This window comes from Streptomyces griseochromogenes (genome assembly GCF_001542625.1).
GTDB classification, from domain to species: domain Bacteria; phylum Actinomycetota; class Actinomycetes; order Streptomycetales; family Streptomycetaceae; genus Streptomyces; species Streptomyces griseochromogenes.
The window spans coordinates 2,114,855-2,139,461 of sequence record NZ_CP016279.1 but is presented as its reverse complement, the minus strand read 5'-3'; the positions used below and the strand labels follow the sequence as shown (position 1 = coordinate 2,139,461).

At 68.7% G+C, this 24,607-nt stretch carries 16 protein-coding genes and 1 rRNA gene; 4 read left to right on the top strand and 13 right to left on the bottom strand.

Annotated features, from left to right (window positions below):
- The 4 genes from AVL59_RS09770 to thyX all read right to left on the bottom strand — a co-directional run bounded on the left by AVL59_RS09770 (position 1) and on the right by thyX (position 5,709).
- Positions 1 to 1,526, bottom strand: a 16S ribosomal RNA gene (locus AVL59_RS09770).
- A gap of 486 nt (positions 1,527 to 2,012) precedes the next feature.
- A complete protein-coding gene (locus AVL59_RS09765) occupies positions 2,013 to 3,698 on the bottom strand; it encodes a ribonuclease J (RefSeq protein WP_067301637.1) in 1,686 nt (561 codons plus the stop codon).
- A gap of 156 nt (positions 3,699 to 3,854) precedes the next feature.
- Positions 3,855 to 4,754, bottom strand: coding sequence for a 4-hydroxy-tetrahydrodipicolinate synthase (dapA, locus tag AVL59_RS09760; protein WP_067301634.1), 900 nt, complete (start codon positions 4,752 to 4,754; stop codon positions 3,855 to 3,857).
- Positions 4,755 to 4,965: 211 nt separating this feature from the next.
- The gene (gene thyX, locus AVL59_RS09755; RefSeq protein ID WP_067301631.1) at positions 4,966 to 5,709 is read right to left on the bottom strand and encodes an FAD-dependent thymidylate synthase; all 744 of its coding nucleotides are present in this window, start codon (positions 5,707 to 5,709) and stop codon (positions 4,966 to 4,968) included.
- A 158-nt stretch (positions 5,710 to 5,867) separates the two neighbouring features.
- On the opposite strand from thyX, the gene AVL59_RS09750 reads away from it, so the two are divergent.
- Positions 5,868 to 6,104, top strand: a complete 237-nt coding sequence (locus tag AVL59_RS09750) for a hypothetical protein (RefSeq protein WP_067301629.1) — start codon at positions 5,868 to 5,870, stop codon at positions 6,102 to 6,104.
- Between the two features lie 90 nt (positions 6,105 to 6,194).
- On the top strand, positions 6,195 to 6,749 hold the full coding sequence (locus AVL59_RS09745) for a hypothetical protein (RefSeq protein ID WP_067301627.1): 555 nt from the start codon (positions 6,195 to 6,197) through the stop codon (positions 6,747 to 6,749).
- Between the two features lie 76 nt (positions 6,750 to 6,825).
- Here the strand turns inward: AVL59_RS09745 and AVL59_RS09740 are convergent, their stop codons facing one another.
- From AVL59_RS09740 to rpsO, 5 genes are all read right to left on the bottom strand, one after another.
- On the bottom strand, positions 6,826 to 7,278 hold the full coding sequence (locus tag AVL59_RS09740) for a tetratricopeptide repeat protein (protein WP_067301625.1): 453 nt from the start codon (positions 7,276 to 7,278) through the stop codon (positions 6,826 to 6,828).
- 25 nt (positions 7,279 to 7,303) lie between these two features.
- Positions 7,304 to 8,056: a 4-hydroxy-tetrahydrodipicolinate reductase gene (gene dapB / locus AVL59_RS09735; protein ID WP_067301622.1), complete on the bottom strand. Its 753-nt coding sequence runs from the start codon at positions 8,054 to 8,056 to the stop codon at positions 7,304 to 7,306.
- A 38-nt stretch (positions 8,057 to 8,094) separates the two neighbouring features.
- On the bottom strand, positions 8,095 to 9,474 hold the full coding sequence (locus tag AVL59_RS09730) for a M16 family metallopeptidase (protein WP_067301620.1): 1,380 nt from the start codon (positions 9,472 to 9,474) through the stop codon (positions 8,095 to 8,097).
- Positions 9,471 to 11,690: a polyribonucleotide nucleotidyltransferase gene (locus AVL59_RS09725; RefSeq protein ID WP_067301617.1), complete on the bottom strand. Its 2,220-nt coding sequence runs from the start codon at positions 11,688 to 11,690 to the stop codon at positions 9,471 to 9,473. Before AVL59_RS09725 ends, AVL59_RS09730 begins: the two co-directional genes overlap by 4 nt.
- Before the next feature lie 343 nt (positions 11,691 to 12,033).
- Positions 12,034 to 12,321 carry a 30S ribosomal protein S15 gene (gene rpsO / locus AVL59_RS09720; RefSeq protein WP_067301615.1) on the bottom strand — a complete coding sequence of 96 codons (288 nt, stop codon included), beginning with the start codon at positions 12,319 to 12,321 and terminating at the stop codon, positions 12,034 to 12,036.
- Positions 12,322 to 12,586: 265 nt separating this feature from the next.
- On the opposite strand from rpsO, the gene AVL59_RS09715 reads away from it, so the two are divergent.
- Positions 12,587 to 12,880, top strand: coding sequence for a DUF397 domain-containing protein (locus AVL59_RS09715; protein WP_067301613.1), 294 nt, complete (start codon positions 12,587 to 12,589; stop codon positions 12,878 to 12,880).
- 82 nt (positions 12,881 to 12,962) lie between these two features.
- Here AVL59_RS09715 and eccD read toward each other — a convergent pair whose 3' ends face one another.
- Positions 12,963 to 14,471, bottom strand: a complete 1,509-nt coding sequence (gene eccD / locus AVL59_RS09710) for a type VII secretion integral membrane protein EccD (RefSeq protein ID WP_067317071.1) — start codon at positions 14,469 to 14,471, stop codon at positions 12,963 to 12,965.
- Positions 14,472 to 14,807: 336 nt separating this feature from the next.
- Here eccD and eccCa point away from each other — a divergent pair, with 336 nt between their 5' ends.
- Positions 14,808 to 18,773 (top strand): type VII secretion protein EccCa, encoded by a 3,966-nt coding sequence (eccCa, locus tag AVL59_RS09705; RefSeq protein WP_067301611.1) that lies wholly within the window; start codon positions 14,808 to 14,810, stop codon positions 18,771 to 18,773.
- Between the two features lie 383 nt (positions 18,774 to 19,156).
- Here eccCa and AVL59_RS09700 read toward each other — a convergent pair whose 3' ends face one another.
- The 3 genes from AVL59_RS09700 to AVL59_RS09690 form a co-directional block, all read right to left on the bottom strand.
- Positions 19,157 to 21,271 (bottom strand): protein kinase domain-containing protein, encoded by a 2,115-nt coding sequence (locus AVL59_RS09700; RefSeq protein ID WP_067301608.1) that lies wholly within the window; start codon positions 21,269 to 21,271, stop codon positions 19,157 to 19,159.
- Between the two features lie 102 nt (positions 21,272 to 21,373).
- Complete coding sequence (locus AVL59_RS09695) at positions 21,374 to 23,566, bottom strand: protein kinase domain-containing protein (protein ID WP_079146603.1); 2,193 nt, start codon at positions 23,564 to 23,566, stop codon at positions 21,374 to 21,376.
- A 22-nt stretch (positions 23,567 to 23,588) separates the two neighbouring features.
- A complete protein-coding gene (locus AVL59_RS09690; protein ID WP_237281466.1) occupies positions 23,589 to 24,581 on the bottom strand; it encodes a serine/threonine-protein kinase in 993 nt (330 codons plus the stop codon).
- Positions 24,582 to 24,607: the final 26 nt, after the last annotated feature.

The following is a 24,607-nucleotide window of genomic DNA, read 5'->3' as shown; positions in this document are numbered from 1 at the left end:
AAAGGAGGTGATCCAGCCGCACCTTCCGGTACGGCTACCTTGTTACGACTTCGTCCCAATCGCTAGTCCCACCTTCGACAGCTCCCTCCCACAAGGGGTTGGGCCACCGGCTTCGGGTGTTACCAACTTTCGTGACGTGACGGGCGGTGTGTACAAGGCCCGGGAACGTATTCACCGCAGCAATGCTGATCTGCGATTACTAGCAACTCCGACTTCATGGGGTCGAGTTGCAGACCCCAATCCGAACTGAGACCGGCTTTTTGAGATTCGCTCCACCTCACGGTATCGCAGCTCATTGTACCGGCCATTGTAGCACGTGTGCAGCCCAAGACATAAGGGGCATGATGACTTGACGTCGTCCCCACCTTCCTCCGAGTTGACCCCGGCGGTCTCCTGTGAGTCCCCATCACCCCGAAGGGCATGCTGGCAACACAGAACAAGGGTTGCGCTCGTTGCGGGACTTAACCCAACATCTCACGACACGAGCTGACGACAGCCATGCACCACCTGTACACCGACCACAAGGGGGGCACTATCTCTAATGCTTTCCGGTGTATGTCAAGCCTTGGTAAGGTTCTTCGCGTTGCGTCGAATTAAGCCACATGCTCCGCTGCTTGTGCGGGCCCCCGTCAATTCCTTTGAGTTTTAGCCTTGCGGCCGTACTCCCCAGGCGGGGAACTTAATGCGTTAGCTGCGGCACCGACGACGTGGAATGTCGCCAACACCTAGTTCCCACCGTTTACGGCGTGGACTACCAGGGTATCTAATCCTGTTCGCTCCCCACGCTTTCGCTCCTCAGCGTCAGTAATGGCCCAGAGATCCGCCTTCGCCACCGGTGTTCCTCCTGATATCTGCGCATTTCACCGCTACACCAGGAATTCCGATCTCCCCTACCACACTCTAGCTAGCCCGTATCGAATGCAGACCCGGGGTTAAGCCCCGGGCTTTCACACCCGACGTGACAAGCCGCCTACGAGCTCTTTACGCCCAATAATTCCGGACAACGCTTGCGCCCTACGTATTACCGCGGCTGCTGGCACGTAGTTAGCCGGCGCTTCTTCTGCAGGTACCGTCACTTTCGCTTCTTCCCTGCTGAAAGAGGTTTACAACCCGAAGGCCGTCATCCCTCACGCGGCGTCGCTGCATCAGGCTTTCGCCCATTGTGCAATATTCCCCACTGCTGCCTCCCGTAGGAGTCTGGGCCGTGTCTCAGTCCCAGTGTGGCCGGTCGCCCTCTCAGGCCGGCTACCCGTCGTCGCCTTGGTGAGCCATTACCTCACCAACAAGCTGATAGGCCGCGGGCTCATCCTTCACCGCCGGAGCTTTCAACTCTCACAGATGCCTGCGAAAGTGATATCCGGTATTAGACCCCGTTTCCAGGGCTTGTCCCAGAGTGAAGGGCAGATTGCCCACGTGTTACTCACCCGTTCGCCACTAATCCACCCCGAAGGGCTTCATCGTTCGACTTGCATGTGTTAAGCACGCCGCCAGCGTTCGTCCTGAGCCAGGATCAAACTCTCCGTGAATGTTTTCCCGTAATCGGGATGAACACCACGAGAGCGGTGCGAGAGGAGGAATGATCCCCTCGCACACAGCGTCCTCGCTGTGTTATTTCAAAGGAACCTCGTCCCAGCAGATGCTGGAGACGGGGTATCAACTAATCTGGCGTTGATTTTTGGCACGCTGTTGAGTTCTCAAGGAACGGTCGCTTCCTTTGTACTCACCCTCTCGGGCTTTCCTCCGGGCTTCCCTTCGGTGTTTCCGACTCTATCAGATCTTTTCTCGATCCGATTTCCTCGGTGCTTTCCAGGTTCCCGCTCTCGCGTTTCCCTTTCCGGCGTCTCCGACTTTATCAGAAGTTCTGAGTCGGAATTTCCACCCGGTCCAGGGCACCCGTGTGTCCATCACATGAAGGACTGGGGTTCCCAACTGGGCGGAGTCGTAAACGTACTGGAGCGGGGCGCCCCGATGCAAATCGAGACGCCCCGCTCCTGGTTCACCCGGACGAGGTGTCAGACCTCCACCACGACCGGCAGGATCATCGGCCTGCGGCGATACGTGTCCGAGACCCACTTGCCGAGGGTGCGGCGCACCAGCTGCTGGAGTTGGTGGGGCTCCACGACGCCGTCCTGGGCGGACCGCTCCAGGGACTCCGTGATCTTCGGGATGACGTCGGCGAAGGCCGAGTCCTCGATGCCGGAACCGCGCGCCTGGATGTGCGGGCCACCCGTGATCTTGCCGGTGGAGGCGTCCACCACGACGAAGACCGAGATGATGCCCTCGTCACCGAGGATCTTGCGGTCCTTCAGGGCCGGCTCGCCGACACCGCCGACGGAGAGGCCGTCGACGTAGACGTAACCGGCCTGGACCTTGCCGGAGATCTTCGCCTTGCCCTCGATCAGGTCCACCGCCACGCCGTCCTCGGCGATGACGATCCGGTCGTGCGGGACGCCCGTCAGCGCGCCCAGCTCGGCGTTGGCGCGCAGGTGACGCCATTCGCCGTGGACCGGCATCAGGTTCCTCGGGCGGCAGATGTTGTAGAAGTACAGCAGCTCGCCCGCGGAGGCGTGGCCGGAAACGTGCACCTTGGCGTTGCCCTTGTGGACGACGTTGGCGCCCCAGCGGGTGAGGCCGTTGATCACGCGGTAGACCGCGTTCTCGTTTCCGGGGATGAGCGACGAGGCCAGGATGACCGTGTCGCCCTCGACGATCCGGATCTGGTGGTCGCGGTTGGCCATGCGGGACAGGGCCGCCATCGGCTCGCCCTGGGAGCCCGTGCAGACCAGGACCACCTCGTGGTCCGGCAGGTCGTCGAGCGTCTTGACGTCGACCACCAGGCCCGGCGGGACCTTCAGATAGCCGAGGTCGCGGGCGATGCCCATGTTGCGGACCATGGAACGGCCGACGAAGGCGACGCGGCGGCCGTACTCGTGGGCCGCGTCCAGGATCTGCTGGATGCGGTGGACGTGGCTGGCGAAGCTCGCCACGATGATCCGCTTGCGGGCGCCGGCGAAGACCTGGCGCAGCACGTTGGAGATGTCCCGCTCGTGCGGGGTGAAGCCCGGGACCTCGGCGTTCGTGGAGTCGGTGAGCAGGAGGTCGATGCCCTCCTCGCTCAGCCGGGCGAACGCGTGCAGGTCGGTGAGGCGGTTGTCCAGCGGGAGCTGGTCCATCTTGAAGTCGCCGGTGTGCACCACCATGCCGGCGGGGGTGCGGATGGCGACCGCCAGGGCGTCCGGGATGGAGTGGTTGACCGCGATGAACTCGCAGTCGAAGGGGCCGATGCGCTCGCGGTTCCCCTCCGCCACCTCCAGGGTGTACGGGCGGATCCGGTGCTCCTGGAGCTTGGCCTCGATGAGGGCCAGGGTCAGCTTGGAGCCGATCAGCGGGATGTCCGGCTTCTCGCGGAGCAGGAAGGGGACACCGCCGATGTGGTCCTCGTGGCCATGGGTGAGGACGATGCCCTCGATGTCGTCGAGGCGGTCCCGGATGGACGAGAAGTCCGGCAGGATCAGGTCGATTCCAGGCTGCTCCTCCTCGGGGAAGAGCACTCCGCAGTCGACGATCAGCAGGCGGCCGCCGTACTCGAAGACCGTCATGTTCCGGCCGATTTCGCCGAGACCGCCGAGCGGGGTGACCCGCAGGCCTCCCGCGGGCAGCGGCGGCGGCGAGCCGAGTTCAGGATGCGGATGACTCAAAAGACTCTCCTCACCATGCGCGCCACGTACCGGTCGGGCACGTGGCGCGCATGACGTTCGTGCAGAAGCAGTTGTCGTTGTGGGGTTCAGGCACCGGTGGCCTGCGTATGCGGTTGTCGATTCAGTTGTGAAGCTCGGGTGGTGCCAAGTCTGTTGTCAGAGCTGTACCCCGCCGGCGGCAAGATCGATCTTGAGCTGGGAGATCTCCTCGGGCGAGCACTCGACCATGGGGGCGCGCAAGGGTCCGGCGGGCAGGCCCTGGAGGGCGAGCGCGGCCTTGGTGGTCATGACGCCCTGGGTGCGGAACATGCCGGTGTAGACCGGGAGCAGCTTCTGGTGGATCTCGGTGGCCTTGACGACGTCGCCCGCGGTGTACGCGTCGACGAGGGCGCGCAGGTCGGGGGTGACGACGTGACCGACGACCGAGACGAAGCCGACCGCGCCCACCGAGAGCAGGGGCAGGTTCAGCATGTCGTCGCCGGAGTACCAGGCGAGGCCGGACTGGGCGATGGCCCAGCTGGCGCGGCCGAGGTCGCCCTTGGCGTCCTTGTTGGCGACGATCCGGGGGTGCTCGGCGAGGCGGACGAGCGTCTCGGTGTTGATCGGGACGCCGCTGCGGCCGGGGATGTCGTAGAGCATGACCGGCAGCCCGGTGGCGTCCGCGACGGCCGTGAAGTGCCGGTACAGGCCCTCCTGCGGGGGCTTGTTGTAGTACGGCGTGACGACCAGGAGGCCGTGGGCTCCGACGCGTTCGGCCTCGCGGGCCAGCCCGATGCTGTGGTGGGTGTCGTTGGTGCCGACGCCGGCCACGACGTGGGCGCGGTCGCCGACCGCCTCCACCACGGCTCGCACCAGATCCGACTTCTCCGCGTCACTGGTGGTGGGGGACTCGCCGGTGGTGCCGTTGATGATCAGGCCGTCGTTGCCCGCGTCCACCAGGTGGGTGGCGAGTCGCTGCGCGCCGTCGAGATCGAGTGCGCCGTCCGCCGTGAAGGGCGTGACCATGGCGGTGAGGACCCGCCCGAAGGGGGTCTGCGGAGTCGAGGTCGGAGCCATGGGTAACACGCTACTCGGTGCTCCATACGTGGTCTGCCCTCGGGGTGCCCGGAAAGTCAGGACAAATGCGGAGCCCGGCACTGCCTGCTCGGGGGTTCAAGCAGTGCCGGGTCCGTTTGATCAGGCTAGATGAACTTCCATAAATGCCGCAATACGGACACTTCGCCCGGCCGATGCGCACATCCGTTCCGCGCGGGGGAACAGGGCTTCGTTACGGGGCCACACGGCCGTTCGCATTGAAGGCGGCGTAGGTCAGCGGCATGAGCCTGGCCCACTCCGCCTCCATCTTCTCGCCCACCATCTCGATCTCCCGCTGCGGGAAGGACGGCACCTTGGCCAGCTCGTGCTGGGTGCGCAGGCCGAGGAAGTGCATCAGGGAGCGGGCGTTGCAGGTGGCGTACATCGAGGAGTACAGGCCGACGGGGAGGGCGGCGCGGGCCACCTCGCGGGCGACGCCCTCGGCGAGCAGCTTCTGGTAGGCCGCGTACGCCTGCGCGTAGGACTCCTCCAGGGTGGTGCGCACCGTCTCGTGCTGGGCCGGGGTGCCCTCGACGAAGACGTACTTGCCCGGGCGGCCCTCCTGCACGAGCTTGCGGGACGCGTCGGGGACGTAGAAGACCGGCTCGAGCTCCCGGTAGCGGCCCGACTCCTCGTTGTACGACCAGCCGACCCGGTGCCGCATGAACTCGCGGAAGACGAAGATCGGGGCACTGATGAAGAAGGTCATCGAGTTGTGCTCGAACGGGCTGCCGTGCCGGTCGCGCATCAGGTAGTTGATCAGGCCCTTGGAGCGCTCGGGGTCCTTCTTCAGCTCGTCCAGGGACTGCTCGCCGAGCGTCGAGACGCGGGCGGCGAAGAGGACATCTGCGTCCGACGCGCTGGACTTCACGAGCTCGACGGTGACGTCACTGCGCAGGGTGAGTGACTCGGGGGTGGTCACGGGGGTCCTTCCCATCACTTCTTCAGGTTCGCGCCCACTGTACGGGGCCCCTCCGACAGACCCGAACCTGTGACCTTGTCGAGGATTTTTTCGGACAAGGGCACCTTTTGTGTCCCTCGAGCGTCTGTACCGGTGAGGACCGCATGTTCGCTCCCGAAAGGAGACGTACCCCCATGATCCGTAGGCGTGAGCCCGTGCCCTTCGCCTTTGTGGCCGAGGCCGACAGGTTCCGCAGCAATGTCGCTCCCCCGCCCCGTCGGCGGGCGTCCACCGGCCAGATAGCCGGGCGCTGGCTGCTGGGCCTCACCATCGTTGCCGGGCTGGTCGGCTCGGTGATCCTCGGCATGCCCGCGATGTCCACGCCGACCGGTACGCCGGCCCCGCAGTCCCAGGCCTCGCAGGGGCGCTGACTCTTCCGGCCGCCCTAGGGTGGTGGGCGAGATTCCGGCCGGATAGCCTCACCGGGCACAGCCCACGCAAGGAATCAGTGAGGACCAGCCGTGCCCCTGCCCTTCCTGACGGCCGACCGCTCCTTCGAGGCGGCATCCGAGAGCCCGCTGCCTCATGACGACCGGGACCGCTGGCGGCGCCCCTACCGGCCCGGGCCCTGGCGCGTGGGCGGGGCGGCCCTGTGGCTGCTGTTCTCCTCCTTCGTGCTGTTCGCGGCGGTCCTCATCGCCCTGACCGGCTCGGTGTCCTCAGCCGGCGTGATCCTCGCCGTGGCGCTGGCGGTCATCACGGCCGCGCTGCGGATACTGCGCATGGGTGTCTGGGTGAGTGCACACGGGCTGCGCCAGGTGGGCTTCCTGGCGACGCGTACGGTGCCCTGGCAGCGCGTGGTCGCGGTGCGGACGGCTCAGCAGCCGGTGCGCTGGCTGGGCCTGCCGCGCACGGTTCAGGGGCAGGCCCTGACGCTCGTACGCAAGGACCGTGCCGCCGACGGCGCAGCGCCGCTGCTGACCACGCACAACCTTGACTTTCTGAACCGTCCGGCGGCCTTCGATCTGGCCGCCGACACGGTGGAGGCGTGGGCCGGGGAGTACCGGCGCGGCTGACCTGTGTGGGCAAGCCGAAGGGGCCGGTCCGCCCGGGTGCGGACCGGCCCCTTCGTCGTACCGGCCGGGGCGCGGCTCAGGCCTGGACGGGTTTGCCCTCGTGCAGCGCGATGGCCCGCTGCATGGCCTTGCGGGCGCGCGGGGTGTCACGGGCGTCGTGGTAGGCGACGGCGAGCCGGAACCAGCTGCGCCAGTCGTCCGGGGCCGCCTCCGTCTCGGCCTTGCGCCTGGCGAAGACCTCGTCGGCCGAGTCACGGTCGATACGGCCGCCCGGGGTGCGCTTCAGCTCGTCGACGGGCAGGCCGCCCTCGGCGTCGAGTTCGGTGGCGAGCTGGTTGGCCTTGCGGACGAACTGGGTGTTCTTCCACAGGAACCACAGGCCGATGACCGGCAGGATGAGCACCGCGACCCCGAAGGTGACGGTGAGGACCGTGCCGGACTGGATGAGCATGACGCCGCGGCTGCCGACCAGGACGAAGTAGAACAGCAGGACGGCGGCCGTGACGAGGTAGGTGATCTTCGCGCGCATGACGTCTTCGGGCTTGCCTCAGGTCTCAGCTCAGGTCCAGGAAGTGTTCCAGGCCGAAGGTCAGGCCCGGAGTCGACACCACGCGGCGGGCGCCGAGCAGGATGCCCGGCATGAAGCTGCTGTGGTGCAGGGAGTCGTGGCGGATGGTGAGGGTCTCGCCCTCCCCGCCGAGCAGCACCTCCTGGTGGGCCAGGAGGCCGCGCAGACGCACGGCGTGGACGGGGACGCCGTCCACGTCCGCCCCGCGGGCGCCGTCCAGGGCGGTGACCGTGGCGTCCGGTGCCGGGGCCGTACCGGCCTTGCGGCGGGCCTCGGCGATGAGCTGGGCGGTGCGCGTGGCGGTCCCGGAAGGGGCGTCCACCTTGTTCGGGTGGTGCAGCTCGACGACCTCGACCGACTCGAAGTACGGCGCGGCGATCTGCGCGAACTTCATGGTCAGCACGGCGCCGATGGAGAAGTTCGGCGCGATGAGCACGCCCGTCGCGGGGGACTGGGCGAGCCAGCCCGTCAGCTGCGCGAGGCGATCGTCGGTCCAGCCCGTCGTGCCGACGACCGCGTGGATGCCGTGGCGGACGCAGAAGTCGAGGTTGCCCATCACGGAGGCGGGGGTGGTCAGCTCGACGGCGACCTGGGCGCCGGTGTCGGCCAGCGTCTCCAGCTTGTCTCCTCGCCCGAGGGCGGCCACCAGCTCCATGTCCTCGGCGGCCTCGACCGCCCGTACCGCCTCGGCCCCGATCCGGCCCTTGGCGCCGAGGACCGCCACGCGCAGCTTGCTCATCTGTTGCTTCCTTACGGAGGTGATTAGGGCGGAGGTGATCAGGCGACGGCGTCGTGCAGCCGTGCGGCCTGCTTGTCCTTCAGCGGGCCGATGACCGACAGCGACGGGCGCTGTCCCAGGATGTCGCGGGCGACCGAGCGGATCTCGTCCGGGGTGACCGCCGCTATCCGGGCCAGCATGTCGTCGACGGACATCTGCTCGCCCCAGCACAGCTCGCTCTTGCCGATACGGTTCATCAGCGCGCCCGTGTCCTCCAGGCCCAGGACGGTGGAGCCCTGGAGCTGGCCGATCGCGCGGCTGATCTCGTCGTCGGAGAGGCCGTTGTGGGCGACGTGGTCGAGTTCGTCGCGGCAGATCCTCAGCACGTCGTGCACCTGGCTGGGGCGGCAGCCGGCGTACACGCCGAACAGGCCGCAGTCGGCGAAGCCGGAGGTGTACGAGTACACGCTGTAGGCCAGGCCGCGCTTCTCCCGGACCTCCTGGAAGAGGCGGGAGGACATGCCGCCGCCGAGGGCGGTGTTGAGCACGCCCATGGCCCAGCGGCGGTCGTCCGTGCGGGCCAGGCCCGGCATGCCGAGGACGACGTGCGCCTGCTCGGTCTTGCGGCCGATGAGCTCCATCTTGCCCGTCGTGCGGATCGTACGGCGGCCGTCGCGCGGGGCGATGGGCTGCGCGTCCAGGTTCTTGAAGGCGCCCGCCTTCTCGAAGGCCGCGCGGACCTGTCGTACGACCTTGTTGTGGTCGATGTTGCCGGCGCAGGCGACGACCAGATGGGTCGGGTCGTAGTGCTTCCTGTAGAAGCGGCGGATGCGGTCGGCGGTGAGGGCGTTGACCGTGTCGACGGTGCCGAGGACGGGGCGGCCGAGAGCGTTGTCGCCGAACATGGTGTGCGCGAACAGGTCGTGCACGCAGTCGCCCGGGTCGTCCTCGGTCATCGCGATCTCTTCGAGGATCGCGCCGCGCTCGACGTTGACGTCCTCTTCGAGGATGAGCGAGCCGGTCAGCATGTCGCAGACGACGTCGATGGCGAGCGGCAGGTCGGTGTCGAGCACGCGCGCGTAGTAGCACGTGTACTCCTTCGCCGTGAACGCGTTCATCTCGCCGCCGACCGCGTCGACGGCGGACGAGATGTCCAGGGCGGACCTGCGGCCGGTGCCCTTGAAGAGCAGGTGCTCCAGGTAGTGCGTGGCGCCGTTCAGAGCCGGCGTCTCGTCGCGCGAGCCTACGTGCGCCCAGATGCCGAAGGTGGCCGAGCGCACGGAGGGCAGGGTCTCGGTGACGATGCGCAGGCCGCCCGGGAGGGTGGTCTTGCGGACCGTGCCGATGCCGTTCATGCCCTTGATGAGCGTTTGGGTACGGGCGACGGCCCGCGCCTCCGAAGAGGTGCGGGCCGTCGCCTTGGAGCTACGGGACGTCACTGCTCGGCGTCGTCCTTCTTGTTCTCGTCGCTTTCCTCGCCCTCGATCACGGGGATGAGGGAGAGCTTGCCGCGGGAGTCGATCTCGGCGATCTCGACCTGGACCTTCTGGCCCACGCCGACGACGTCCTCGACGTTCTCCACGCGCTTGCCGCCGGCGAGCTTGCGGATCTGCGAGATGTGCAGCAGACCGTCCTTGCCGGGCAGCAGGGAGACGAACGCACCGAAGGTGGTCGTCTTCACGACCGTACCCAGGTAGCGCTCGCCGACCTCGGGCATCGTCGGGTTGGCGATGCCGTTGATCGTGGCGCGGGCGGCCTCGGCGGCCGGGCCGTCGGCGGCACCGATGTAGATGGTGCCGTCGTCCTCGATCGTGATCTCGGCGCCGGTGTCCTCCTGGATCTGGTTGATCATCTTGCCCTTGGGGCCGATGACCTCACCGATCTTGTCCACGGGGATCTTGACGGTGATGATCCGCGGGGCGTTCGGGGACATCTCGTCCGGCGTGTCGATCGCTTCCATCATCACGTCGAGGATGTGGAGGCGGGCGTCGCGGGCCTGCTTGAGGGCCGCGGCCAGGACGGAGGCCGGGATGCCGTCCAGCTTGGTGTCGAGCTGGAGGGCGGTCACGAACTCCTTGGTGCCGGCGACCTTGAAGTCCATGTCGCCGAAGGCGTCCTCCGCACCGAGGATGTCGGTGAGGGTGACGTAGTGCGTCTCGCCCTCGATCTCCTGGGAGATCAGGCCCATGGCGATACCGGCGACCGGGGCCTTCAGCGGCACACCGGCGTTCAGCAGCGACATGGTGGAGGCGCAGACCGAGCCCATGGACGTCGAGCCGTTGGAGCTCAGGGCCTCGGAGACCTGGCGGATCGCGTAGGGGAACTCCTCGCGCGTCGGCAGGACCGGCACCAGGGCACGCTCGGCCAGGGCGCCGTGGCCGATCTCGCGGCGCTTCGGGGAGCCGACGCGGCCGGTCTCACCGGTGGAGTACGGCGGGAAGTTGTAGTTGTGCATGTAGCGCTTGCGGGTCACCGGGGAGAGGGTGTCCAGCTGCTGCTCCATGCGGAGCATGTTGAGGGTGGTGACGCCCAGGATCTGGGTCTCGCCACGCTCGAACACCGCGGAACCGTGCACCCGCGGGATGGCCTCGACCTCGGCGGCCAGCGTGCGGATGTCGGTGACACCGCGGCCGTCGATGCGCTTCTTCTCCTTGATCACGCGCTCGCGGACCAGCTGCTTGGTGAGCGAGCGGTACGCGGCGGAGATCTCCTTCTCGCGGCCCTCGAACTCCGGCAGGAGCTTCTCGGCGGCCAGACCCTTGACCCGGTCCAGCTCGGCCTCGCGCTCCTGCTTGCCGGCGATGGTGAGCGCCTGGGCCAGCTCGGGGCGGACGGCGGCCGTGAGGGCCTCCAGGACGTCGTCCTGGTAGTCGAGGAAGATCGGGAACTCGCCGGTCGGCTTGGCGGCCTTGGACGCCAGGTCGGCCTGGGCCCGGCAGAGGACCTTGATGAAGGGCTTCGCGGCTTCCAGACCGGCGGCGACGACCTCTTCGGTCGGCGCCTCGGCGCCGCCCTCGACCAGCTTGATGGTGCCCTCGGTGGCCTCCGCCTCGACCATCATGATCGCGACGTCGCCGTCCTCCAGGACGCGGCCGGCGACCACCATGTCGAAGACGGCGTCCTCGAGCTCGGTGTGCGTCGGGAAGGCGACCCACTGGCCGCGGATCAGCGCGACGCGGACGCCGCCGATCGGGCCGGAGAAGGGCAGGCCGGCCAGCTGCGTGGACGCGGACGCGGCGTTGATCGCGACGACGTCGTACAGGTGGTCGGGGTTGAGGGCCATGATCGTCGCGACGACCTGGATCTCGTTGCGCAGGCCCTTCTTGAAGGACGGGCGCAGCGGGCGGTCGATGAGACGACAGGTGAGGATCGCGTCCTCGGAGGGACGGCCCTCACGGCGGAAGAAGCTGCCGGGGATCTTGCCGGCGGCGTACATCCGCTCCTCGACGTCCACCGTCAGCGGGAAGAAGTCGAGCTGGTCCTTGGGGTTCTTGGAGGCGGTGGTGGCCGACAGCACCATGGTGTCGTCGTCCAGGTACGCCACGGCGGAACCGGCGGCCTGCTTGGCCAGGCGGCCCGTCTCGAAACGGATGGTACGGGTGCCGAAGGCGCCGTTGTCGATGACGGCCTCGGCGTAGTGGGTCTCGTTCTCCACTAGCGTTTTCTCCTCGTCTTCGTCCCTTGGCTGCCCGTGTGGCAGGGGGACGGTCACGGAGAAGCGCGCCGTCCTGTGCGGGCCGGTCTTCGATCGAAGCACCCGGGGCTCGCTTCCCCCCGGGGGCCACTACCGAGGACCGGCGGCGGCGAGGTGCGCTTCTCGCTTTCTTTGTCGTGCTGTGTCGTCCGTGATGCGTTGTGCTACCACACTACAAAGCGTGAGTGACACTCCGCACGTTTCCGCATGGACGACGAAGGCTTGCGTACGCAGGGCGACAGCCCGCATACGGCAAAGGGAGCGGCTCCCGAGTCGTTCCGGGAACCGCCCCCTTCATGGCGTCCTACTTGGCGCCCGCCGCACCGCGGCGGATGCCCAGGCGGTCGACCAGCGTACGGAAGCGCTGGATGTCCTTCTTCGCCAGGTACTGCAGCAGGCGACGACGCTGACCGACCAGGATCAGCAGACCACGGCGGGAGTGGTGGTCGTGCTTGTGGGTCTTGAGGTGCTCCGTCAGGTCGGAGATCCGGCGCGAGAGCATGGCGACCTGGACCTCGGGGGAGCCGGTGTCGCCCTCCTTCTGACCGAACTCGGTGATGATCTGCTTCTTCGTAGCGGCGTCGAGCGACACGCGTACTCCTCATAGTCTGTGGTTGCCGCCGAGTGCCCCCGGTCTGCATCTCGGGGGAGCTTCCGTAACTCGGGAGGCTGGGATCCGCTGAGCGCGGCCACCAGAGCCGAGGGCTCCGGGGGTGCGTACACAAACGGCCGTCGACCAGGGTAGCAGGCCGTGACGGGCGCTCTCTCCCGCGTTCCGGAACGGACCTGGTCCGCGGGAGGCGGCCACTAGGGTGAACGTGCCGATCGTACGTATGCCGGGAAGGGGTCGCTTCGGGATGGCGGAGACGGAAGCGGAGATCAAGGCGCGCAAGGAGCGCGAGCGCGACGAGCTGTACGCGCTGGACATCTCGGGTGTCGAGTGGCACTGCGCGCCGGGCACCGAGGAGCACGAGGAGCGGGTCGAGATCGCGTACCTGCCCGAAGGGGCGGTCGCGATGCGGTCCTCCCTCGACCACGCGACCGTGCTGCGGTATACGGAGGCGGAGTGGCGGGCGTTCGTGCTGGGCGCACGGGACGGGGAGTTCGATCTGAAGCCGATGCCGCACAACGGGGGGCTCGCGGCGGAGTGAGCGGAACACGAGAAGGGCGGTACGCATGCGTACCGCCCTTTTCCGTGACGAGGGACCTTCACGGGTGCGCAGGAGCCCTCGGCTAGCTGGTCATCGCCCGCGCCTGCGCGTACACGTCGAACACGGCCAGGGCCAACGGGATCAGCGTGAGCAGTACGAAGCTCTCGGCGATCTCCAGGAAGCGTCCCCAGAAGGGCGTGACACCGCGCCGCGGAGTGATCAGTGCGATCGCGGTGACGAGAGCGGTGGCCGCCCCGACGGCCGCGGCGAGCCACACGCTGCGGATGTCGAGGGATGTGGTGTCACCCTGGAAGGCGTCGATCAGATACCCCCGAGGTGGGTTCAGCGCGAGCCCGAGACCGAGGAATACGATCGCGGCGAGGCCGGCGGCCAGCGTCGCGCCGACCTGTGCGGTGTAACGGAACAGGTGCGCCCGCATCAGCATCGCCAGGCCGGTCGCGAGGGCCAGGAGCTGGGCCCACGTGTTGCTGGAGAAGCCGAGGACGATCGACGCGCCCACGGCGACCAGCGCGCAGCCCCCGACCAGGCCGACGAGGAGTTCGTGGCCGCGCCGGGCCTGGGCGGCGACACGTTCGACGTCCACAGGCTCCTGCGGGGCGCGCTCGCCGGTGTCATAGCCGCCGCGAGAGGGGTTGGGCGGCTCGAACCCGATGGGAAGTCGCGCGAAGCGCATGGACAGCCCCGGCAGGAAGGCCAGCGCCACCACGGAGAGCGGGGCGCAGACGGCGGCTGTCTCGATGGGCTTCAGTTCGGTGAGCATCGCGATGAAGCTGGTGACCAGACCGATGGCGGAGGCGAAGACGAAGGCCACGAAGGGGCCGTCGCCGCCTGGCGACACCAGTGTCAGCACGACGGAGGCGATGAGGACCGCCGTACAGGCGAGCAGGAACTGAAGCCGCCCGATGCCCTGGCCGGCGGAGAGCGACAGCAGTCCGGAACCGGCCACGGCGGCGTTCGGCAGGGCACCGAGTCCCAGCGCGACCGCGGAGGCCCGGTCGTCGTACACGCGCGCGCGTACGCACGCGAGGGTGATGAGCAGGATGCCCGTGACGCCCGCGATGACGCCCTGCAGGCTGTGCATGTCGTGGCGGATCTGAGAGCTCCAGGCCACGAATGCGAGCAGCGCGGGCAAGATGCCACCCGCGACGAGACCGGCGGCACGGGTGAGGTCGCCACTCCACAGGGTCCGGTCGCGGGTGACGGCGGAGGCCACCGCCTCGGAGACGTCGTCGACCACGGCCGGGGGCAGCGACTCGGCGAACGGACGCAGGGTGAGCAATTCGCCGTCGAGAATGCGTTGCGCGGTGAAGGACCGGGCGCCGTCGAGGACGGTGCCGTCACGCCGTACGAGGTGGTAGCCGACCGGAGCGCCCTCGGCGGGGCTCTGCTGGGACAGGCGCAGGATCTCCGGGTACAGGTCGGCGACCGGTACGTCGTCGGGCAACGCCACGTCGATACGGCTGTCGGGCGCCACGATGGTGACCCGGCAGAAGCCGAATCCCATGCCCGCCCCGGAAGGGGCTCCGGTGCCCGGTCCGCCGGTCGCGCCGACTGGCGCAGAGGCCGTCATGCTCACCTGCTGTTCCCCCTCGTCGGTGGTGGGGCGGCCTGTGGTGCCGCCGAGCACCCTTCCGCCCGTAAAGATCCTGTGTAGGTCGCGCCGTGCCACCCGCTCCGCCGGTCGACCGAGCGGTCACATCCGGGGTTTGAGGGGAGGCACACCTTCGAACCGTTGCGAATTGCCCAGGTTTTCCTGGAGCGATTCGCAACTGCTCACGCGTCTCACGGGCACCCTACCGCCCACCGTTGTCAGCGGTTGTCAGTAGGATCGCGCTTCGCGATCGGCGTCCGCCTGACACGGGGCGGCGGACGAAAAATCTCGGTCCGGCAAGGGAATTGGTGCGTAGTGAGCCACATCGTCGTCAAGCGCCCACCGCGGGCGCTGCCGAAGGAAGTGCCCACGGACGAGGTCGTGCTGCAGGCTCCGCCGGAACTTCCGCGCGGTCAGCAGGAAGGCGCTCTGATGCAGCTCCTGCCCATGCTCGGCATGGGCGGGTCCGTGGTGTTCTTCTTCAACCCCCAGGCCCAGCCCTTCATGAAGATCATGGGCATGGTGATGGTGGCCTCGACGATCGCCATGGGCATCTCGATGCTCGTCCGCTACCGCCGCGGCAGCCAGGGGCAGATGGCCGACCTTCGCCGTGACTACCTCCGCTACCTGTCACAGACCCGGCGTGGCGCCGTGGACACCGCGAAGGCCCAGCGCGATGCCCAGTACTACCTGCACCCTTCACCCGAGCAGCTGTGGGCACTGGTCGCCGAGGGCAGCCGGGTATGGGAACGGCGTGCCTCCGACGAGGACTTCGGACAGGTGCGCGTGGGCCTCGGCGCGCAGGCTCTGGCCACTCCTCTGATCCCGCCGGAGACCGCCCCGGTCGACGAGCTGGAGCCGCTGACCGCGGGCGCCATGCAGCGCTTCCTGGCCACGCACAACGCCCTTGACGACCTGCCGATGGCGGTCTCGCTGCGCGCCTTCTATCACGTGACGATCAGCGGCGAGCCGGGGACCGTGCGCGGCACCGCCCGTGCCGTCGCCGCCTCCCTCGCCTCGCTGCACTCCCCCGAGGACCTGGTCATCGCCGTCGTCACCGGACGCGAGTCGGTGCCCGAGTGGGAGTGGGCCAAGTGGCTGCCGCACGTGCAGGCTCCGGGCCTCGTCGACGGCGCCGGCAGCATGCGCCTGATCACCACCGACCCGGTGGAGCTGGAGGACCGGCTCGCCTCTCGACTTCAGGGCCGCCCGCGCTTCCATCCCGGCGGACAGCCGGTGGCCGAGCAGCCGCACCTGTTGGTCGTGCTCGACGGCATCTCCCTGCCGCCTTCATCGTTGCTGGCCACCCCCGAGGGCCTGCAGGGTGTGTCGGTCCTGGAGGTCGTGCCCGGCGACCTCACCATCGGCCGCGGCGACCTCTCCGTCGTCGTGCAGCCCAAGGAGCTGCGCCTGGAGTCGGCACACGGCATGGTCTACGAGGGAACGCCGGACGTTCTGTCGTACGAGGCCGCGGAGGCGCTCGCCCGTCAAATGGCACCGCTGCGCATGGCGTCGGGCGGGGACGACGACGAACCGCTGCTCGCCAACCTCGAGTTCACGGACCTGCTCAACCTGGGCGATGCCGCCTCTGTCGACCCGAAGCGGACCTGGCGGCCGCGCTCTCAGTCGGAGCGGCTGCGCGTGCCGATCGGTCTGGGCGAAGACGGCCGGCCCGTCATGCTCGACCTCAAGGAGGCGGCGCAGGAGGGCATGGGCCCGCACGGCCTGTGCGTCGGTGCGACCGGTTCCGGTAAGTCGGAGCTGCTGCGCACCCTGGTTCTCGGCCTCGCCGTGACCCACTCCTCCGAGACGCTGAACTTCGTCCTCGCGGACTTCAAGGGTGGTGCCACGTTCGCGGGCATGGCCCAGCTGCCGCACGTGGCAGCTGTGATCACCAACCTCGCGGACGACCTGACCCTTGTCGACCGCATGGGCGACTCGATCCGCGGTGAGCTCAACCGCCGCCAGGAGATGCTCCGCGACGCGGGCAACTACGCGAACATCCACGACTACGAGAAAGCCCGCGCGGCAGGCGCGCCCCTCCAGCCGATCCCGTCCCTGGTCCTGGTGATCGACGAGTTCAGCGAACTGCTGACCGCCAAGCCGGACTTCATCGAGATGTTCGTGCAGATCGGCCGCATCGGCCGTTCGCTCGGCGTGCACCTGTTGCTGGCCTCGCAGCGCCTGGAAGAGGGCCGTCTGAGGGGCCTCGAGACGTATCTGTCGTACCGCATCGGTCTGCGGACGTTCTCCGCGGCCGAGTCGCGCGCCGCACTCGGCGTCCCGGACGCCTACGAGCTGCCGAACATCCCGGGTTCCGGCTTCCTGAAGTTCGGTACCGACGAAATGGTGCGCTTCAAGGCGGCGTACGTCTCCGGGGTGTACCGCACGAGCTCGCAGCAGGCCGCGGCGCTCGGCGGCCCGCTGCCGGTCGACCGCAGGCCCGTCCTCTTCACGGCGGCCGAGGTCCCGGTGCAGTACGCGCCGGTCCCGCCGCAGCGCAAGGAGGCGCCCGAGGAGCAGCAGGACGAGGCGCTCGCCGACACCGTGCTCGACGTGGTGGTGCGACGCCTGGAGGCGCAGGGGCCGGCCGCCCACCAGGTGTGGCTGCCTCCGCTGGACAGCCCGCCGTCGCTCGACGCCTTGCTGCCGGGGCTCGCCGCCGTGCCCGGCCGCGGCATGACCCAGCCCGGTTACGAGGGCGCGGGCCGGCTGGTCATCCCGGTGGGTCTGATCGACAAGCCCTACGAGCAGCGGCGCGACCCGCTGTGGCTCGACTTCGGCGGCGCGGCCGGCCACATGCAGATCATCGGCGGTCCGCAGTCCGGCAAGTCGACGCTGCTGCGTTCGATCATCGCCTCGTTCGCGCTCACCCACACCCCGCGTGAAGTCCAGTTCTACGGCCTGGACTTCGGCGGTGGCGGTATGGCCGCAGTGGCCGGACTGCCGCACGTGGGCGGCGTGGCCTCCCGTCTGGACCCCGAGAAGGTCCGGCGCACGGCGGCCGAGGTGTACGGCGTCATGACTCGTCGCGAGGAGTACTTCCGCTCCGCGGGCATCTCCTCCATCGCGGAGTTCCGCTCCCGCCGTGCGCGCGGCGACATCTCGGTGACCGACCAGCCCTGGGGCGACGTCTTCCTGGTCATCGACGGCTGGGGCAACTTCAAGACGGACTACGAGGCCCTGGAGCCGTTGGTCCTGGACATCGCCGCGCGCGGTCTCGGCTACGGCATCCACGTGATCATCAGCGCGTCGCGCTCGATGGAGGTCCGGGCGAACCTCAAGGACCACCTGATGAACCGCCTCGAGCTGCGGCTGGGTGACCCCATGGACTCCGAGATCGACCGCAAGGTCGCGGCCAACGTCCCCACCGGCGTGCCGGGGCGCGGCCAGACCCCGCAGAAGCAGCACTTCATGGCTGCGGTCCCCCGCATCGACGGCCTCACCTCCGACACGGACCTGGCGGAAGCGACGACCGCCCTCTCGGCCGAGGTCACCCGCCACTGGCAGGAGCCCGGGGCACCGGAGGTACGCCTGCTGCCCCGCGAGTTCCCGGCGGCGCAGCTGCCCCCGGGCGACCGCTTCCCGCAGCGCGGCATCTCCTTCGCACTCGACGAAGACAACCTCGAGCCGGTCTTCGTCGACTTCGAACAGGACCCGTTCTTCCTGGTGTTCGGCGAGAGCGAGTCCGGCAAGTCGAACCTTCTGAAGCTGCTGATCAAGCACCTCACCGAGCGCTACGACGGCAACACCTGCAAGCTGTTCGTCGTCGACAACCGCCGCTCACTGCTCGGGGTGACCCCGGACTCCCACCTGGCGGAGTACATCCCGATGTCGAACCAGATGCAGCACCACATGGACGCACTGGCCGACCTGATGCAGCGCCGCACACCGACGGCCGACGTCACCGCGGAGCAGCTGCGCAGCCGCAGCTGGTGGCGGGGCCCCACCCTGTACGTCATCATCGACGACTACGACCTCGTGTCCACGTCGAGCGGCAACCCGCTGGCGGGTCTGACGGAAATGCTCCCGTTCGCCCGCGACGTCGGCGTCCGCTTCATCATCGCCCGGTCCACGGCGGGCGCCAGCCGCGCCGGTTACGAGTCCTTCATGCAGCGCATCAAGGAGCTCGGCGCCCAGGGTGTGGTCCTCTCGGGCGACCCGGCCGAGGGCGACCTGCTGGGCGGCGTCCGCCCGCGGCCGATGCCGGCGGGACGGGGCACCTTCGTGTCACGGAAGAGGGGGAAGCCGATGGTGCAGGTCGGACTCATGGAGTCCTAGCTCTCCGGAGCCGCTCCCGAACGGCTCCTCCCCCCACCTGGATGCCGCGGACCATGCCGGTCCGCGGCATCTGTCCGACACCAGCGTGGACTCGGCCGCCGGCGACCTGACGACGCAACTCCCCCATGGACGCGTGCGCTCAGATCTCCCACCACATGTAGGCCACCAAGAAGATCCACGCGGGCGACGACGCATACATCCAGTGGCAGATGAGCAGCATCGACACCCTTGACGCCGGATCAAGGAAGGCCACGAGATCTTCACCATGATCTGGAAGGAACAGGGCGCCGTCGACGCGGCAGCCATGGAGAAGGCCATCACCAAGTTCACCGATGCGGTGTCCGCGTCCAAGCAGTGCACCGGATCAAACGCTTCAAGCGTGCTCAGAACGTCGAAAGGGCGATGACGGAGCTGTCGTGCATGACGAAGACACGGTTTCCGGCGGCGGCCAGGCGGGCGTAGTCGGGAGCGGTGACCATGTAGCTCCGTGAGGCCTTTCCGTCCGTAGCCCGCACAGCATTGATCAACAGCTGGGGCCCATACCCGTTGCTGGTGCTGCCGAACGTCCAGACGCCCTGCCCCTGCCGAACCACAGGGCTCCCGTAATTCGCGTTCTGGGACGCCTCCCACCGCACCTTGCCGCTGTCCTTGCCCAGGCACCTGGTGCTGTCACCCGCGTTCGTGTAGACCGCGTCCGCGTAGACCGCGGCAGGGCCCCACTTGTACCCATCGGTCTCATAGTCGTCGAGCTTGGTGTTCCAGATCCTCGTTCCGTCGCTGAGCCGACGAGCGTCCATGGACTTGCCGTTGATGTACACCATGTCGTCGTAGACGGCCGGGCTGACCGTGAGGTCCTCGTCCTGGTCGAGGCGGGTCCATGCCGTGCTGCCATCGCTGGTGTGCACGACGAGCACGGTGCCGTCCACGGCCGATATGACCAGCCTGCCCTGGGCGACGACAGCAGGGGCGAGCAGATTGCCGCGGAACTTCGTGGGGACGACAGCCGTCCAGCGGATCCTGGCGTCGGAGCGGCTCACGCTGCGCAGCCTGTGGTCCTTCGTCACGAGGTACACCGCATCGTCGTCGGCCGCGAGCAGCGCCGCCGTATCCGCTGCCGGGCACGTCCACTTGGGTTCGCCCGTGGAAGGTACGAAGGCCCGGAGGACGCCCTTGTCGTCGGCGCCGACGACCAGCCGGTCGGAGAGAGGCAGATAGCCGCTCTTCGTTCTGAGGTGAGGGGCACTCCAGCGGCGCTTACCGTTGGTGATGTCGTATCCCGCGATGCCGCCGGTCGCGACTCCGAAGACAATGACGTCCCCGATCGGTAGCAGCGTCTGGGAGTAGGCGTCCGCCTCCCCGCGCACTTCCCAGAGTGGCGTCGGCTGGACGTCATGGTTGATCGGGTCCTCGATGCCGTGGGGGTCCAGCTTTTGCACAGGAGCACGCACGGCCGGAGGAATGTCGAAGGGCCCGCTCTGCGTCCTCGTCGATCCACCGTGTGTTGTCAACCACCAGGCGGCGGTGCCACCCCCGCCCGCCAGGACCACGCCTCCGGCGGCGAGCCCGGTGAGCAGACGCCTGCGAGTGACGGGCGGAGCCGTCTCGATCGTGACCGGCGCGGTCAGCCGGCGGGCCCCGGCCTCCCGCTCTTTGATGGCGTCGGCGACCGGTCCGCGCCGCCACACCCGGTCGGCCCCCTTGGGCACAGCCATGGCCTGGACGATCTGGGACGGGGCGGGACGTGCGGCGGCATCCTTGGCGAGACAGGGCGTGATCAGAGCCCGTATCTCCGGATCAATGCCGTCGAGTCGGGGCTCCTCGTGCACCACCGCGTACTGCACGGCCGCGACGTGCGAGCCCTCGTAGGCCCGCCTGCCGGTGGCCGCGTAGACCAGTACCGCACCGAGCGAGAACACGTCCGCCGACGGTGCCACACGCTGTCCGAGGACCTGCTCGGGGGCGCCGTACCCCGGAGTGACGGGCACCTGCCCGGTCGTGGTCAGGGTCAGCCCGTGCTCGGGCCGGGCGATGCCGAAGTCGATGATGCGCGGCCCGGCCGAGGTGAGCACGATGTTGGGCGGCTTCAGGTCGCGGTGGATGAATCCGGCAGCATGGATGTCGGCCAGGGTCCGGGCAAGCGCGGTGGCAAGGGCACGCAGAGCCCGCTCGTCGAGAGGTCCGTAGGCGTCGACAGCCTGGTCCAGGGTGAGCCCCGCGAGGAACTCGGTGGCGATCCACGGCCGTCCGCCCTCCGTCCACGCGCCGAGCACGTTCGCGATGCCCTTGCTCAGCACCGCCTGCGCGGCCTGCGCCTCGCGCACGAACCGCTGGGCGAGGTTGGTGTCGTGGGTGAGCTCAGGCCTGAGCACCTTGACGGCGGCCAGACTGCCGGCGCCGTCCTGGCCGACGTAGACCTTGCCCATGCCGCCTTCGCCGAGAACGCCGAGAACACGATAGGGACCCAGACGGAGCGGGTCGCCGGTACCGAGGGGTTTCATGGGGGGTCCTTCTGCCCGGGGCGGTAGCTGGGAACAGCCAGGCGGCCGGCCGTCGCCGTGCGCCGTGCTGCATGGCCGGTGTTCCGCCGCTTCGAGATCACGTCACTGGAGGGGATAGGCAGCCATCTCCGCGCCGTCCACGCCGAGGACCAGCTTCGCGTCCGAGTCCGCGTAGAACTGTTTTCCACTCGTCTGGTACGTCAGCGAGGTCGTGTGGTCCGACAGGCTGACCGCGCGCAGCAGGCTCCCGTTCTTGTAGTACGCGTAGCGGGTGCCGAGGACGGGCGGCCCACTGGTGGACGCCTCGCCCACTTCCCCGCCTCGCTCGGTCCAGAGCACCTTCCCGCTGCGTGCGTCGACCGCCGTCAGACCGGCGCCGTCACCCACGGCGTACAAGATACCCGCCCTGAGCACCGGCGGTCCGTACGCGTGCTCCGTCGAGGTCTTCCACGTCACTGTCCCGTCGCTCAGCCGCAGCGCCCAGAGTCGGCTGCCGCCGAGATACAGGTGATCGCTGTCCGCGGCGATCCCGCACTTCAGGATGTCCGGGTCGTCGATGCCGTACGGCCGCTCCCACAGGACGGCTCCGCTCGAGGCGGCCCGCACAACGATGTGGACGCTCCCGTCCTCCGTCTGCTGGAGTGTCACCAGGCGGCTGCCCACGGCCTTCGCGGCGAGGAAGTGCAGCCTCGAACTCAACTCGAATCGTGCAGGGAGTGGTTTCGACCACAGGAGCTTGCCGGTCTCGATGTCGGCGGCACTCAGAGTGGCGGTCTCCCCGGCCGAGAAGGTGCCGGTTCCCTCGTACTTCCCCTTGCCTACGACGACGTACGCGACGCGGTCCGTGATGCAGAGGAGTTGATGTGTGGGAAGCTCGTCATTGGTGCCCGCGAACCGGACCAGGGTCTTGATCGTTTTTCCGTTCTTCGGATCGACGGTCTGGAGCCTGACTGCGGACCCGATCCCGTCGCTGGTCTCCTCCCCGATCCAGAGCCGGTAGAGCCGGCCACCCGTCACGAGCGTCTGCCAACTGCTCTCTTCCGAGAGGCCGTCCCACGCGCGGGCTCCGTCCGCCGCACGGACGGCTTCGGAGCCACCACCCGTGGGTATGACGATCATTCCGCCAAGCCCCTGAGGGACGACCCCGCCCAAGTCAGGCTTGACCACGGCGAACGTAAAGGTCCACAGCGGCTCGAGGTTACGCGTCTTGCGTGCGCCGCCCTTCGCGGTCGTACCCCCTCCGCCACGCGCATCGGCGTGCCCCTGCCGCCACCACGCGCCTCCGCCCACCGCCGCACCGACGGCGAGTGCGCCACCGACGGCGAGGAACCTGCGGCGCGACGGGCGCCTGGCGGCCGCCGTGGTGGCCGCCTCAGCCTCCGGCCCGGCCGCGGGCGCGGGCAGCCGCTGTGGCGCGAGTCGCCATACATCGACCGCCCGGCGCCCGATCTCCGCGAGCAGCTCGTGCGGCAGATGATCGGCGAACTCACCGGTGCCGTCGTGAAGTTGGGCGGCGAGCAGCGCCGTGGTCGGCCGTTGCCCCGGATCCTTGGCCAGGCACCGGGCCAGTACCGGAGCGAGGGCAACAGGTACACCAGTGAGGTCCGCGTCCGCATACCGCACCCGGTACAGAAGGTCCGCCGCCTGCCCGTTGCCGAACGGTGCGCGCCCGGTGGCCGCATACACCAGCACGCCGGCCAGCGCGAACACGTCGCCGGCGGCGTCGTGCTCCTGTCCGGTTGCCTGCTCCGGGGACATGAAGGCCGGCGTACCGACGGCAGCACCGGCCCGGGTCAGCCGCTCGTCGCCGATGGCCCGCGCGATGCCGAAGTCGATGACCTTGGGCCCGTAGGCCGTGAGGAGGATGTTGGACGGCTTGAGGTCGCGGTGCACCACGTCCGACCGGTGCAGCTGGCCGAGCGCCGAGCACAGGGCCGCGCCCAGGGCGCGCACGGACTGTTCGGGCAGCGTTCCTCCGGCCTCGACGGCTTCGTCGAGCGGGGGCCCGAGTACGTACTCCGTGGCCAGCCAGGGCGTCTCCGCCAGCGGATCCGCATCCATCACCCGCGCCCCGAACCGGTCGCCGATGACCCGGGCGGCGTCCACCTCGAGGCGGAAGCGGGTGCGGGCCGCCGGATCGGTGGCGATGGCGGCATGCATGGTTTTCAGGGCAACGGTACGTCCACCGGCGGACCGTGCGACGTAGACGGTGCCCATGCCTCCGCTGCCGAGCCGGGCGATGAGCCGGTACGGGCCGAGTGCGACGGGATCGTCGTGGGTGAGAGGAGTCGACATGGCGATTCTTGTGATCAGTTGGTCAGTGAGCGCGATGGGATTCCGGGGACCCGGACGGCGCTCCGCCGGACGTCCAGGACGCATGGACCGGTGCCTGCGCCTGCACCGGGAACCGCACCTCCGCGGCGAGCACGGACGACGACTGATGGACGACGGCGGCGACGAGCCGGGCCGGCAGCCACCCTGGTCCGAGCAGCGCGTCCGCACGTGTGGGTGCGGCGAAGCCTGCGGGGGCGTCCGACTGCGGGCTTCCCGCCAACTCATCGACGATCTCGACAAGTTGGGGACGATGAGCCGGATCGCGGGACAGGCAACGGGTGATCAGCGAGCGAAGACCGGTCGGCAGCTCTTCCCGTTCCGGCATGCCGTAACCCGTGGCGGCATAGGCCAGGGTCGCACCGAGTGCGTATACGTCGCCCATCGGGCGCGGCTGTCCGCCCGCCGCCTGCTCGGGCGGCAAGCTGCCGCGATCGAGCCCGGGCGCCTCCTGCCGCGCGACACCGTCCGGCGCAGCGGCTCGTACGGCCCCGAAGCAGGTGAGCCGGGGACCGTCCGCGGCGATCAGCACGGCGGACGGGCAGAGCCCGGCATGGGTCAGGCTCTGCCCGTGAATGACGGCGAGGTTCTCGGCCAGCGCGACGGCCAGCGCCCTGACCGTCGGCTCGGGCAGCGGACCGCCATGGACGGCGAGGGCGACGGGCAGCGGAAGGGCGGGCAGATACGGACGCGCATGCCAGGGCTGTTCGCCGGGGGCGGAGAGTTCGACGGCGGGCAGGACCCAGTTCCCGAGAAGATAGCGAGAGGCCTCGGCCTCTGCCATGAAGCGCTGTGGGTCGACGCCTGCCAAGGGCCTGCTGAGCAACACCGTGCGGTCGCCGTCGGCGCTGCGGGCGATGAAGCGGTGCTCGGAGACCGGCGTGTGCACCGGGACACCGGCGTCGAGCCGGGTCACAACCGTGTACGGGCCGATCTGCTTCGTCCCCCGGGTACCCGGTTCGGCATCTGACACGCGCATGCTCCCTCTTCGTCCCTCCGGCGTGC

What these genes read in the sequence shown, in the direction of transcription:
- thyX (WP_067301631.1), bottom strand. Translation starts at nt 5,709, where the DNA reads ATGGGAAGGACCCCCGTGACCACCCCCGAGTCACTCACCCTGCGCAGT.
- AVL59_RS09715 (WP_067301613.1), top strand. Translation starts at nt 12,587, where the DNA reads ATGGCGGAGACGGAAGCGGAGATCAAGGCGCGCAAGGAGCGCGAGCGC.
- eccD (WP_067317071.1), bottom strand. Translation starts at nt 14,471, where the DNA reads ATGACGGCCTCTGCGCCAGTCGGCGCGACCGGCGGACCGGGCACCGGA.
- AVL59_RS09695 (WP_079146603.1), bottom strand. Translation starts at nt 23,566, where the DNA reads ATGTCGACTCCTCTCACCCACGACGATCCCGTCGCACTCGGCCCGTAC.
- AVL59_RS09750 (WP_067301629.1), top strand. Translation starts at nt 5,868, where the DNA reads ATGATCCGTAGGCGTGAGCCCGTGCCCTTCGCCTTTGTGGCCGAGGCC.
- dapA (WP_067301634.1), bottom strand. Translation starts at nt 4,754, where the DNA reads ATGGCTCCGACCTCGACTCCGCAGACCCCCTTCGGGCGGGTCCTCACC.
- AVL59_RS09740 (WP_067301625.1), bottom strand. Translation starts at nt 7,278, where the DNA reads ATGCGCGCGAAGATCACCTACCTCGTCACGGCCGCCGTCCTGCTGTTC.
- AVL59_RS09700 (WP_067301608.1), bottom strand. Translation starts at nt 21,271, where the DNA reads ATGAAACCCCTCGGTACCGGCGACCCGCTCCGTCTGGGTCCCTATCGT.
- dapB (WP_067301622.1), bottom strand. Translation starts at nt 8,056, where the DNA reads ATGAGCAAGCTGCGCGTGGCGGTCCTCGGCGCCAAGGGCCGGATCGGG.
- AVL59_RS09690 (WP_237281466.1), bottom strand. Translation starts at nt 24,581, where the DNA reads ATGCGCGTGTCAGATGCCGAACCGGGTACCCGGGGGACGAAGCAGATC.